We start from the raw sequence: 12,465 nt of genomic DNA on the forward strand, positions 1-12,465 counted from the left end.
CCTGTCAGGGCGGCTCACTTTAGGGTCGCGCGACGCCGAACAACGGAAACGACGAAGCTGGAGGAAGCCTTGGCCACGACAATAGCCGCTGACGATGAGGGGAATTTGACACGGAGCTTTGACGGCCTTCGCGTGCTCGATTTTTCGACCACGATCGCCGGACCTCATTGCACGCGGATGCTCGCCGACATGGGCGCGGAGGTGATCAAGATCGAGCCCGTCGAAGGCGAGACGATGCGGACGCGGCCGCCGGTGCGCAACCATTGCTCGACGGCGTTCGGCCAGCTCAATATCGGCAAGAACAGCCTCGTGCTCGACCTGAAGTCGCCGGCTGGCGTCGAAGCCGTGCGCCGGCTGATCGCGACCGCCGACGTGCTGGTGGAGAATTTCCGCCCCGGCGTGATGCGCCGGCTCAAGCTCGACTATGCCTCGATCCGCGACATCAATCCGAAGCTGATCTTCTGCTCGATCTCCGGCTACGGCCAGACCGGCCCATCGGCGGAATTGCCGGCCTATGCGCCGGTGATCCATGCCGCTTCAGGCTACGAGATGGCGCATCTCGCCTACCAGCCGGGCCGCAGCCGGCCGGACTATTGCGGCATCTATCACGCCGACGTGTTGACCGGGGTCTATGCCTTCGGCGCGATTTCGGCGGCGCTCTATCAGCGCGGTGCCAGCGGCAAGGGCCAGCATATCGACGTCTCGATGCTGGAATCGATGCTGAGCCTGACCCTGAACGAGCTGCAGTGGTCGCAATTCGAGGTGAAGCAAACCCAGCGGCCGATGTTCGGCCCGATCGAAACCAGCGACGGTTACGTGATGGTGGCGATCGCCAGCGAGAAAACCTTCCAGAACCTGATGCAGGTGATCGGCCGGCCTGAATGGGTGTCCGATTCGCGCTTCGCCAAATATTCCGATCGGCGGGAGAATTGGGCGGGCCTGATGGAGGGCGTCGAGGCGTGGTCGCGTTCGGTCAGCACGCAGGCCTGTCTTGCCGCGCTCAATGAATATGGCGTGCCGTCGTCCGCCTATCGCACCGTGCGCGAGGCGCTCGCCGATCCGCAAATCGCCCATCGCGGTGCACTGGCCGAGGTCGAGGACGGCGGTGGCAGCTTCAAGGTGCTCAATCTGCCGTTCCGGATGTCCGGCGCTGCGGTCGGTGCGGCCAGGCGGATGTCGACGCTCGGCGAGCACACGCTGTCCTATCTGAAGGAGATCGGGCTCTCCGACGATCAGATCGCTGCCTTCGCATCGCAACCGGCAAAGACGGCGCGCAGCTAGAGTATGATCCGGACCCGGAGGGCAGCGTTGGCGCAAAGGGGATGCTGCTTTCCCGAAGGATCGTGCTCAAGCAGCTAGTCGAGATCATGATGCGGGTCCACATGATCGCATCGTGATCTGCCTGCGGCTTTTCATCCGCTTTACGGTCTTGTCGCGCGCGGCGATTCCGGACAAGCTGCCTGCCAACGTACGACGATCCGGAACACCGGACGTCGCCCACCTGGGAGGGAGCATCGATGAAGCTGGCCGGGCGCGCGCACGCAGTTGCGCGCATATTTCTTGTGGCGGGATTAGGCGCGGCGGCGTTCGCTGCACCGGCCCATGCTCAGAAGCAGGGCGGGACGCTCACCGTCGGCCAGGAGCTGGACATTCCGGGCTTCGACCCGCTCAAGGTCGGCGTCTACGATACATCGGCCAACACCGCGGCAGCCTCGATCTTCGACACGCTGATGACGCTCGACGAGAAGGGCGAGCCGAAGCCGAAGCTCGCGCTGACGTGGGAGCATTCCGAGGACTTCAAGACCTGGACCATCAAGCTGCGGCCGGGCGTCAAATTCCACGACGGCACGCCGTTCAATGCGCAGGCGGTGAAGGAGAATTTCGACCGCCAGAAGGATCCGGCCAACAAGTGCCGCTGCGCATTCTACATTACCAGCATCAAGAGCGTGGATGTCGTCGATGACCTCACGGTGCGCTACAATTTCAGCGACCCGGCGGTGAACTTCCCGGCGACGCAGTCGATTCAAAGCTCCAATAATGTGATGCAGTCGCCGACCGCGTGGAAGACCAAGGGCGATGATTACAATCGCAACCCGGTCGGCACCGGTCCCTACATCCTGAAATCCTGGAACGCCGGCGATCGCATGGTGCTGGAGAAGAACCCGGACTATTGGGACAAGGGCAAGCCCTATCTCGACCGCATCATCCTGAAGCCGCTGCCCGACGCGCAATCGCGTTTCGCCTCACTGCAATCGGGCGAGGTCGACATCATCTGGGATGGCGAGAGCGACGCCGATAATATCCTGAAGGCGCAGAAGGACACTAGCCTGACTGTGCACCGCTACGAGGGGTCGGGCGCTACTGTCTTTGCGTTCAACACCAAGACGCCGCCGTTCGACGATGTCCGGGTGCGGCGCGCCCTGGTGATGGCGCTCGACCGCCCGAAGATGTCCCAGGCGATCACCAACGGGCTGGCTCGGCCTGCCTCAAATCCCTACGGCGCCGGCTCCTGGGTCAAGTGCAAGGACGATGGCGCGCTGCCCTTCGACGTCGAGAAGGCCAAGGCGCTGATCAAGGATTACGGCAAGCCGGTCGAGTTCAAGATGTTGATTGACGCGACGCCGCGCGGCCGTACCACGTCGCAGGTGTTGCAACAACTCTGGAAGCGCGCCGGCGCCAACATGGAGATCGAGCAGGTCGACCAGACGACCATCGTGCCGCGCGCTTTCATGCGCCAGTTCCAGTTGACGCCCTGGCGGATCGTTGATCTCGCCGATCCCGATCCGCAGATGTATGCGAACTTCCACACCGGAAGTCCGGTCGCGCTCGCCAATTATTCCGATCCCGAGCTGGACCGGCTGCTCGAGCACGCTCGCTCCACGGCTGACGTCGACAAGCGCACCGAGGACTATTGCGCGATCAGCCGTCTGATCAACAAGGAGGCGATCTGGTTCTGGATCTTCCAGAACACTTATTACGCCATATCGAGCACGAAGGTGAAGGGTGTGCCGAAGATGTTCAACAGTGTGCTCGACGTCTCCTACGCCTGGAAGGAATAGCGCTTCATGCTGTTCTTCGTCGCGCGCAGGCTCCTCTACCTGTTGCCGGTGCTGATTGCCGTCTCGGTTCTCACCTTCGTGATCGCCTCGCTGTTGCCGGGCGATCTCGCCTACGTGATCCTCGGCGACCAGGCGACGCCGGAGAACGTCGCGGCCCTGCGTCACGACATGGGTCTCGATCAGCCGATCTGGCTGCGCTATCTCGGCTGGCTGTGGCACATCCTGCAAGGTGATTTCGGACGATCGTTCCGCACCGGGCAGACCGTGTGGCAGGCGGTCAGCGATCGCGTCCCGGTCTCGTTCGAGCTGATGATCCTCGCCGAGCTGATCGGGCTTGCGATCGGCGTGCCGCTGGCAATCGCCTGCGCCGCCAAGGCGGGCTCCGCGTTCGACCGCCTCATGACCGGCTCGGCCTTCGGCATGCTGTCGGTGCCGACCTTCCTGTCCGCGATCCTCCTGATCTATTTGTTTGCGGTCGAGCTGCGGCTGCTGCCGGCGACCGGCTACGTGCCGTTCACCGAGGACCCGGTCGCCAACCTGCGCTTCATGGTGCTGCCGGCGCTGACGCTCGGGCTTGCGGAATGGCCGGGCATCATGCGCGTGCTGCGCTCCGACATGATCGCGGCGCTTCAGGAGGACTATATCGCGCTCGCCAAGGCGAAAGGCCTGAAGCCGTCGCGCATCCTGTTCGTGCACGCGCTGAAGCCGTCGTCGCTGACCCTCGTCACCATCACCGGCATCAATATCGGCCGTCTGATCGGCGGGGCCGTGATCGTCGAATCGATCTTCGCATTGCCGGGGATCGGCCGTCTCCTGGTCGGCGCGATCTATACCCGCGACCTCATCATCCTGCAGGGCGTGGTGCTGCTGGTCGCGGCGGGCTTCGTGATCATGAACTTCATCGTCGACTTGCTTTACGCCGTGCTCGACCCGAGGATCCGCCATGGCCACGCTTGAGCTCAGCCTCGACGAGGCCGGTGCGACGACGGCGCGCCGCCGCCGGCTTGGCATGCTGTTCTGGTTCGCGATCGGCTGGATGGTGCTGGTGTTCGCGGTCGCGATCTTCGCCGACCTGCTGCCGCTGCCGAGCCCGACCGACATGGACATGCTGGAGCGGCGGGCGCCGGTTTCGGCCGAGCACTGGCTTGGCACCGACGGCCTCGGCCGGGATGAATTGTCGCGGCTGATCTATGGCGCCCGCATCTCGCTGATCGTCGGCCTTTGCGCACCCATGATCGGTGTCACCATCGGCGGCGCGCTCGGCATCCTCGCCGGCTATTTCCGCGGCCGTTTCGAATCGTTCGTGGTCGGTGGCATGGACGTGCTGCTGGCATTCCCGCCGCTGATCCTGGCGCTTGCGGTCACCGCCTTTCTCGGCCAGTCGATCTTCAACCTGACTTGCATCCTCGGCGTGCTCGGCATTCCGGCCTTCATGCGGGTGGCGCGGGCGGCGACGCTGACGCTGGCACGGCGTGAATTCGTCATCGCAGCGCAGGCGCTCGGCGCTACCCATGCGCGCATCCTGCTGCGCGAGCTGCTGCCCAACGTGCTGTTGCCGCTCATCGCCTTCTTCCTGCTCGGCGTCGCCGTCACCATCGTGGTCGAGGGCTCGCTGTCCTTCCTCGGCCTCGGCGTGCCGCCGCCGATCTCGAGTTGGGGCAGCATGATCGGGGAGGGGCGCGAAAGCCTCGAGGTGGCGCCGCAGCTCGCCTTCATTCCGGCGATTGCGATGTTCCTGACCGTGCTCTCGTTCAACCTGATCGGCGACACGATGCGCGCGCTGACCGACCCGAGGCAGGGTGCGCTATGAGCGGTGCGCTGCTTTCGGTCGAGGACGCGGTGGTCGACCTGCCGACGCCGCGCGGCAATCTGCGGGCGGTCGATCATGTCGATCTCGCCGTCGGCGCCGGCAAGACGCTCGGCATTGTCGGCGAGTCCGGCTGTGGCAAGACCATGCTGTCGCGGGCCGTCCTGCAACTTCTGCCCAAGAAGGCCAAACTGTCCGGCCGCGTCATGTTCGACGGGCAGGATCTCACGACGCTGTCGGCGGAGAAATTGCGCAAGCTGCGCGGCCGTTCGCTCGCCGTCGTGTTCCAGGATCCCATGACCTCGCTCAATCCGGTGCTGACCATCGGCACCCAGTTGATCGAGACCATCCTGGAACATCTCGAGCTCGATCTGGCCGAGGCCAGGCAGCGCAGCATCGAGCTGCTGACGGCGGTCGGCATTCCCGCGCCCGAGCAGCGGCTGACACAGTATCCGCACCAGCTCTCCGGCGGCATGCGCCAGCGCGTCGCGATCGCGGTGGCGCTGTCCTGCGAACCGAAGCTCCTGATCGCGGACGAGCCGACCACTGCGCTCGATGTGACGATCCAGGCGCAGATCCTCGATCTCTTGGCGCGCGAGCAGCAGCGCCGTCATATGGCGATGATCATCATCACGCATGACCTCGGCGTGGTCGCCGGCCGTACCGACGAGGTCGCGGTGATGTATGCGGGGCGCGTCGTCGAGCGCGCGCCGACGCCTACATTGTTCAAGCAGATGCGGATGCCCTACACCGAGGCGCTGCTCGCCGCATTGCCGAAGCTCGACGTGCCGCCGCATACGCCGTTGCCGGCGATTTCGGGACGGCCGCCCGATCCGACCCGGCCGCTGAAGGGCTGCTCGTTCTCGCCGCGCTGCCGCTATTCCGCCGGGCGCTGCAGCACGGAGAAGCCGCGGCTCAGTCCGGCAGAGACGTTAGAGCATCTCTATGCCTGCTTCCATCCGATCGCGGCGGGAGGCGGCGCATGATGTTGCAGGCCGCATCCAATCCGTTGATGAAAGTGGAAAACCTCGTCGTCGAATATTCGGTAGGGGGCAAGACCATCCATGCCGTCTCCGATGTCAGCCTCGAGATCGCGCGCGGCGAGACGCTGGGGCTGGTCGGCGAATCCGGCTGCGGCAAGTCCACGCTCGGCCGCGCCGTGCTGCAATTGCGCCAGGCCGTCTCCGGCAAGGTGCTGTTCGACGGCCACGATCTCACCACCCTGAAGGGCGAGGCGCTGCGCAAGATGCGCCACCGCGTGCAGCTGATCTTTCAGGACCCGATTGCCTCGCTCAATCCGCGGCGGCGGATCGGCGATATCGTCGCCGAGCCGCTGGTGATCGCGGGCGTCAAGGATCGCGAGGAACGCCGGCGGCGCGTCAGCGAGGCGCTGTCGGCGGTCGGCCTCGATCCCGCGCTGGTGAGCGGACGCCTGCCGCACGAATTCTCCGGCGGACAGTGCCAGCGCATCTGCATCGCCCGCTCGCTGGTGCTCAATCCGGAGTTCGTGATCTGCGACGAGCCGGTGTCCGCGCTCGATGTCTCGATCCGTGCGCAGATCCTTAATCTCCTTGAGGAGATGAAGGCGCGGTACGGCCTGACCCTGCTGTTCATCGCCCACGACCTCGCGGTGGTGAAGGCGGTTTCGGATCGCGTCGCGGTGATGTATCTCGGTCGGCTCTGCGAGGTCGGTCCGTCGGAGCAGCTGTTTGCACAGCCGGCGCATCCTTATACCGCGCTGCTCATCGAAGCGATCCCGGTGCCCGATCCGGATGTCCGGCCGACCCAGAGCGTGCCGGTCGGCGAGCCGCCGTCGCCGATCGCGCCGCCGTCGGGCTGCCGCTTCCGCACCCGCTGCCCGCGGGCCGATGCGCGCTGTGCTGCCGAGGTGCCGGAACTGCGCGTGGTTGCGCCCCGCCAGTTCGCGGCTTGCCATCATCCGTTGATCTGAATACTCACGCCTCTGAATAGCGGCGCGTTGGCCTTCGAGCGAGCTGCATGGCGGCTTGCTCGAAAATGGGGTCTTGAGCGTTTGTCCCGGGCGGGCAGGCGTGGCAAGGTCCGCCTCAAGAACAAGCTTCGGGAGAACAGCGATGAAGAGTTTCCAGGTCGTCGATTTCAATGCCCCCTTGAAAGAGGTCGATCAGCCGACGCCGCAGCCGTCGGGCACGCAGGTGCTGATCAAGGTGAAGGCCGCCGGCGTCTGCCACAGCGACCTGCACATCTGGGAGGGCGGTTACGATCTCGGCCATGGCCGCAAGCCGCTGTCGCTGAAGGACCGCGGCGTCTCGCTGCCGCGCACGATGGGCCATGAGACGGTCGGCGAGATCATAGCCTTTGGGCCGGATGTGAAGGACGCCGACAAGGGCGGCCTCAAGGTCGGCGACGTCACGCTGGCCTATCCGTGGCTCGGCTGCGGCAAATGCCCGACCTGCCTCGGCGGCGACGAGAACATGTGCGCGATCAAGCCGAATGCGCTCGGCGTCTATTGCGACGGCGGCTATGCCGATCACATGACGGTGCCGCATCCGAAGTATCTGCTCAACCTCGAGGGGCTCGATCCGGTCACGGCCGCGCCTTACGCCTGCTCTGGAGTCACGACCTACAGCGCGCTGAAGAAGGTCGAGAAGGATCTCGACACGCCGATCGTGATCTTCGGCGCCGGCGGTCTCGGCCTGATGGCGCTCTCGCTGTTGAAGGCGATGGGCGGCAAGGGCGCGATCGTGGTCGACATCGACGCCAGGAAGCGCGAGGCGGCCGAGGCCGCCGGTGCACTCGCGACCGTCGACGGCAAGGCGCCCGACGCGCTGGAGCAGCTCATCAAGAAGGCGGGGCAGCCGATCCGCGCCGCGATCGATCTGGTCGGCAACGCCCAGACCTCGCAGCTCGGCTTCGACTGCCTGACCAAGGGCGGCAAGCTCGTGATCGTCGGCCTGTTCGGCGGTGGCGCGACCTGGGCGCTGCCGCTGATCCCGATCAAGGCGGTCACCATCCAGGGCAGCTATGTCGGCAATCTGCGCGAGACGCAGGAACTGCTCGACCTGGTGCGGACCAAGAAGGTCCCGGCGATCCCGGTCACGCCGATGCCGCTGGCAAAGGCGAACGAGGCGCTGACCAATCTGCAGAAGGGCCAGCTGGTCGGCCGCGCCGTGCTGACGCCGTAGACCAGTCACCGTCATTCCGGGATGGTACGCCAGCACCAGACCGGGAATCTCGAGATTCCGGGTTCGATGCTCCGCATCGCCCCGGAATGACGATCATCTTTCGGGAGTCCCCATGTCCGCCAACGACGCACTCCACATCGCAGTTCTCGGTGGCGATGGCATCGGTCCCGAGGTGATGGCGCCGGCGCTCGAAGTGCTCCGCAAGATCGAGGCGTCATCCGGCCTCAAATTCCGCTTCACCGAGGCGCCGGCCGGCGCTGGCCATTACAAGGAGACCGGCAAGTCGATGCCGGAGAGCACGGTTCGGCTGTGCGAGGAGGCAGACGCGATCCTGCTCGGCGCCTGCGGCCTGCCGTCGGTGCGCTACCCTGACAACACCGAGATCGCGCCGCAGATCGAGTTGCGGATGATCTTCGATCTCTATGCCGGCGTGCGGCCCGCGCGGTTGATCCCGGGCGTGCCGAGCACGATCGTCGGCGCTGATCAGAAGGGCATCGACCTCGTCGTGATCCGGGAATCGACCGAGGGCCTGTTCGCTTCGATGGGCAAGGGCGTCGTCACCGACAGCGAGGCGCGCGAGACCATGGTGATCACGCGCCGGACTTCCGAGCGGCTGTTCGAGTTCTCGTTCCGGCTTGCCGAACGCCGCAAGGCGCGCGGCCGCGTCGGCGGCGGGCTGACCTGCGTCGACAAGGCGAACGTGTTCAAGGCGTTCGCGTTCTTCCGCAGCATCTTCGACGAGACCGCGAAGCGTCATCCCGGCGTCAGGGCCGATCACCTCTACGTCGACGCGGCCGCCGCTGCGCTGGTGAAGCGCCCCTGGGACTTCGACGTCATGGTGACCGAGAACATGTTCGGCGACATCCTGTCCGATCTCACCGCCGGCCTGATCGGCGGCATGGGCATGGCGCCGTCGGCCGATATCGGCGACCGCTACGCGGTGTTTCAGCCGTGTCACGGCACGGCGCCCGACATCATGGGGCAGGGCAAGGCCAACCCGACCGCGATGATCCTGTCGGCTGCGATGATGCTGGACTGGCTCGCCGACAAGCACGGTCTGGAGAGCGCTGCTGAAGCCGCCGAAAGCATCGAGCGGGCCGTCGACAAGGTCTATGCCGGCGGCATCAAGCCGTTCGAATTTGGCGGCAGCAATGGTACCGCTGATGTCGCGAAGGCCGTGCTGGCGGCGCTTTGACGGCGACGAGACCGAGCCTGCCTCGTTCCGCAGCGCTGGCTGACCGGAGCCGTTACGGCAGCAGCGTTGCGTCGCCGTCGAACGGGCCGGCGTACCAGGCGCTCCCGTCTTCGAGGGCGCGAGCCAGGCCCTCGTCCGTCGTCTTGTAGACGAGCGGATCGGTCGGGTACGTCCTGACGTAAGGATTCCATCTCATCAGGATCTGCCGGATATGTCCGGGCACGCCGACCAGCTCGAACAGATGACCGCCCGAAGCGACCGCGTTCGCATAGGCCGCCTCGAGCAGCGCCTCGGTCACGTCTGTGTCATCCTGCTCAACCAGGATGTCGGCGAGCATCGACCGTCGCAAACCTGTCTGGCGGTCGACCGCATGCAGCACGACGGCATACCCCGCCAAGCGCTGGAATCGATGGCAGCAAAGCACGGCAACCGTCGAAGAGCTCCCAGGGAGCGTGAAGTGCCACCTGAGAGAGGCGGGACTTCGGTCGGCCAGCAACCGAGGGGCCTCGCCCAATTTGCGCCGCCACAGCGCTTCGAATTCGTCCCCGATGTCCTTCACATCGATTTCCGTTACTTTGCTGGTCAGACGGCCCGGTGGTCCGCGGCGGAGCGAATCCAAACGCATGGCCGACGAGGCAAGGAAAGCTCCGACAGACTCCATTCCGCTCCCGACGTCGAACTTCGCTGCGAGCACCCGCGCGAACTGACGGACATCCAGGATCCAGAACAAGATCTTGTCGTAGTCGGGGTCAGGCAACGACCTCGCATGAAGGGCTTTTGATTGATTGACCACCGATGCTGTCGAGTGCGTGATTACGAGGAGATCGATATCTCGCTGCCGAAAGAACGAAGCCAGCAGGCCGATGCATCGGGTGCGGTACGCCGGCTCGATCACGAGGCCAGCGGCTGTCGCGGCGAATATCGTTCGGCTTTCGAGCTGGTAGAGCACGGGAATGTTTCCCTGGTACCCGACAATCTCCTGCGCGGTCTCGAGCACCCACCCCATGCTGGGTTGCGATTTGGCGGCGGCCATCGCAGGATTTTGTCGCCAGAGCCGATCCCAGTTCTCCGGGCTGTCTTTCGCAAGTCCCCCGCGTTCCTTTAGCCTCGCGACGCTTTCGAAATCCGCGAACCGGACCTCCCGCTGCTTCGCCGGCGCCAACGCGATTCCGGAGAGCGGCGCCGCTTCGGCTGGAGCGGAGGCAGCACGGCGCCGGCTTTTCAGGAGTCGGAGCAGGATATCGGCGACGTGATACTTGGAGCGTGCCTGAATTTGCGCCGGCGCACGGGTCACCGCCATCAATCCCTCCCTAGCCGAATGGCGGCGACGACCCGGTGGCCCCATTTCGCCACCGAGGCTGCGTCAATTGCTCGGACACGAACAGGCACAGGGGACCGATCAGCGTCATCTGTTCGGGATCGAGGTTCTCGAAATCGATCTCCCCGTCGAAGTGCTCGCCCGCCGCCATCATCATCTCGACGAAGGCGAGCGAATCGAGTGCTCCCGACAGCAGCAGGTCGTAGTCGTCGGGGAGATCGCGTAAAGGACGTCGTCCGCGGCCCTCCAGCTTCCGGTTGAGGAAGGCTCCGAAGAAGGCGCGGACGTCATCCGTGGTCGGACCGCTCATTGGCTGTCTCCCAAAACCGCCGGCATGGCCTTGCGGTCGTATTTTCCGTTGGCGTTGCGTGGCAGCCGGCTGCGGACGTGCCATCGTCTCGGGACCATGTAGTCCGGCAGCCGGGCGGCGACCGCCGCGCGAAGCCGGTCGAGATCAACCGGCCCGCCTTCGATGAGCACTTCGATGCCGCCATAGCCGCTCGACGTGACGGGCCAGCCGATCGCCACGACGCCGTCGACGCCCGAGGCCTCGCGCACCACGGCTTCGACCTCGCCGAGCTCGACCCTGTGGCCGAGGATCTTCACCTGCGAGTCCATGCGGCCGAGATGGGTCAGCGGGCCATCACCGGCGGGCCGGCGCACGCGGTCGCCGGTGCGGTAGAACATCTCCTGCCGTCCGGGCGGGACGACGAAGGCTGCGGCGGTCTTCTCGGGATCCTTCCAGTAGCCAAGCGACATCTGCGGACCGCTCATCAGCAGTTCGCCGTCCGCGCCCGGCCCGACCTCGTTCAGGTGCTCGTCGACGACGAGCACGTTCATTCCCGGGAATGGCGCGCCGATCGGCACGATGCCCATCTCCGCCTCGAGTGGCGCCCGCTTCGGATCCCACCGGTAGCCGGTGCATGCGATGGTCAGTTCGGTCGGTCCGTAGAGGTTCTCCACGACGCTGTTCGGCGCGGCCATCGCCCAGGCCGCGACGCTAGCGACGGGCAGCGGCTCGCCGCAGAACAGACTCAGCCTGAGCGAGGGAAACCCTCCCGGCTTCAGCAGGCCGGACTGCTTCATCAGCGCGACCATCGAGGGCACGGAGAACCAGACCGTCAGCCCCTGGTCGCGGATGAACCGCCCAGGATTGATCAACGTCTTCTGCGAGGGGCAGCACACGCAGGCGCCGCGTTCCCACGCCACGAACATGTCGGATGCCGACAGGTCGAACGTCATGTCGAACGTCTGCGAGACAATGTCCAGCTCCGTGACGGCGAAGCGCTCCGCAGCATGGTCGACGTAGGCTGCGACGTTGCGGTGCGCGACCATTACTCCTTTCGGCACGCCGGTGCTGCCGGAGGTGAACAGCAGATAGGCGATGGCGTCCTCGCGCGCGTCCGGCTCGCGCCAGTCGGCGTATCCATCGAGATCGGCAGTTCCGACGATGATGTGCAAGGGCCATCGTTCGCGATAGGGGCGGGGATTCTCGAGACCGGGCGCGATCACGAGCAGCGGTTCGTTCACGCCCGCCATGAGCGCGTCCATTTGCGGCAAGGATTCCGCATCGACGATGATTGATCGGCACTCCGAGCGGACGAGCATCGACCTGGTGCGCTCGACCGGGAAGGTGCGGTTCAGCGGCACGTAGCCGTTTCCGGCCAGAAGCGATCCGAGCACGCCGGTGAACGCTGTCGCGCCGCGATGCGCGAATACGGCGGTGAGAGGCGTCGACGACCCTTCGCGATGCGCCTGGATGCAGGCTGCGATGCGGACGGCGACCTCGCGCAGCTGTCGATACGACAGCGACGTGCCCTGCGCGACGACGGCAGGACGGTCGGGAAACAGTTTCGCCGAGCGCAGGAAGCCCGTCCACAATCCCGGCCGTGATCCGTCCGCGCGCAACTCCATCGAACGAT

11 protein-coding genes are annotated in these 12,465 nt (G+C 65.4%); 8 read left to right on the forward strand and 3 right to left on the reverse strand.

Translation table 11 applies throughout. The features are described from left to right. Positions 1-69: 69 nt before the first annotated feature. From ACVIGB_RS45710 to ACVIGB_RS45745, 8 genes are all read left to right on the forward strand, one after another. A complete protein-coding gene (locus tag ACVIGB_RS45710) occupies positions 70-1,281 on the forward strand; it encodes a CaiB/BaiF CoA transferase family protein (protein WP_456724330.1) in 1,212 nt (403 codons plus the stop codon). A gap of 236 nt (positions 1,282-1,517) precedes the next feature. After that, complete coding sequence (locus ACVIGB_RS45715) at positions 1,518-3,059, forward strand: ABC transporter substrate-binding protein (protein ID WP_092124927.1); 1,542 nt, start codon at positions 1,518-1,520, stop codon at positions 3,057-3,059. 6 nt (positions 3,060-3,065) lie between these two features. Then, a complete protein-coding gene (locus ACVIGB_RS45720) occupies positions 3,066-4,016 on the forward strand; it encodes an ABC transporter permease (protein WP_456724329.1) in 951 nt (316 codons plus the stop codon). Further along, a complete protein-coding gene (locus ACVIGB_RS45725) occupies positions 4,003-4,869 on the forward strand; it encodes an ABC transporter permease (RefSeq protein WP_456724328.1) in 867 nt (288 codons plus the stop codon). Before ACVIGB_RS45720 ends, ACVIGB_RS45725 begins: the two co-directional genes overlap by 14 nt. Continuing rightward, entirely contained in the window at positions 4,866-5,852 is a 987-nt protein-coding gene (locus ACVIGB_RS45730; protein WP_456724327.1) for an ABC transporter ATP-binding protein, read from the forward strand. The genes ACVIGB_RS45725 and ACVIGB_RS45730 overlap by 4 nt, the downstream gene beginning before the upstream one ends. Next, positions 5,849-6,817: an ABC transporter ATP-binding protein gene (locus tag ACVIGB_RS45735; RefSeq protein ID WP_456724326.1), complete on the forward strand. Its 969-nt coding sequence runs from the start codon at positions 5,849-5,851 to the stop codon at positions 6,815-6,817. Before ACVIGB_RS45730 ends, ACVIGB_RS45735 begins: the two co-directional genes overlap by 4 nt. 142 nt (positions 6,818-6,959) lie before the next feature. Beyond that, the gene (locus ACVIGB_RS45740; protein ID WP_456724325.1) at positions 6,960-8,030 is read left to right on the forward strand and encodes an alcohol dehydrogenase; all 1,071 of its coding nucleotides are present in this window, start codon (positions 6,960-6,962) and stop codon (positions 8,028-8,030) included. Between the two features lie 112 nt (positions 8,031-8,142). Further along, positions 8,143-9,225 (forward strand): isocitrate/isopropylmalate dehydrogenase family protein, encoded by a 1,083-nt coding sequence (locus tag ACVIGB_RS45745; RefSeq protein WP_456724324.1) that lies wholly within the window; start codon positions 8,143-8,145, stop codon positions 9,223-9,225. Between the two features lie 52 nt (positions 9,226-9,277). On the opposite strand, the gene ACVIGB_RS45750 is transcribed toward ACVIGB_RS45745, so the two are convergent. From ACVIGB_RS45750 to ACVIGB_RS45760, 3 genes are read right to left on the reverse strand one after another with little or no spacing between them, the layout of a single operon-like run. Beyond that, complete coding sequence (locus tag ACVIGB_RS45750) at positions 9,278-10,525, reverse strand: hypothetical protein (RefSeq protein WP_456724323.1); 1,248 nt, start codon at positions 10,523-10,525, stop codon at positions 9,278-9,280. 10 nt (positions 10,526-10,535) lie between these two features. Then, the gene (locus ACVIGB_RS45755; protein WP_456724322.1) at positions 10,536-10,853 is read right to left on the reverse strand and encodes a hypothetical protein; all 318 of its coding nucleotides are present in this window, start codon (positions 10,851-10,853) and stop codon (positions 10,536-10,538) included. Further along, the gene (locus ACVIGB_RS45760) at positions 10,850-12,457 is read right to left on the reverse strand and encodes an amino acid adenylation domain-containing protein (RefSeq protein WP_456724321.1); all 1,608 of its coding nucleotides are present in this window, start codon (positions 12,455-12,457) and stop codon (positions 10,850-10,852) included. Before ACVIGB_RS45760 ends, ACVIGB_RS45755 begins: the two co-directional genes overlap by 4 nt. Positions 12,458-12,465 lie beyond the last annotated feature (8 nt).

It is taken from the genome of Bradyrhizobium sp. USDA 4341 (assembly GCF_054063755.1).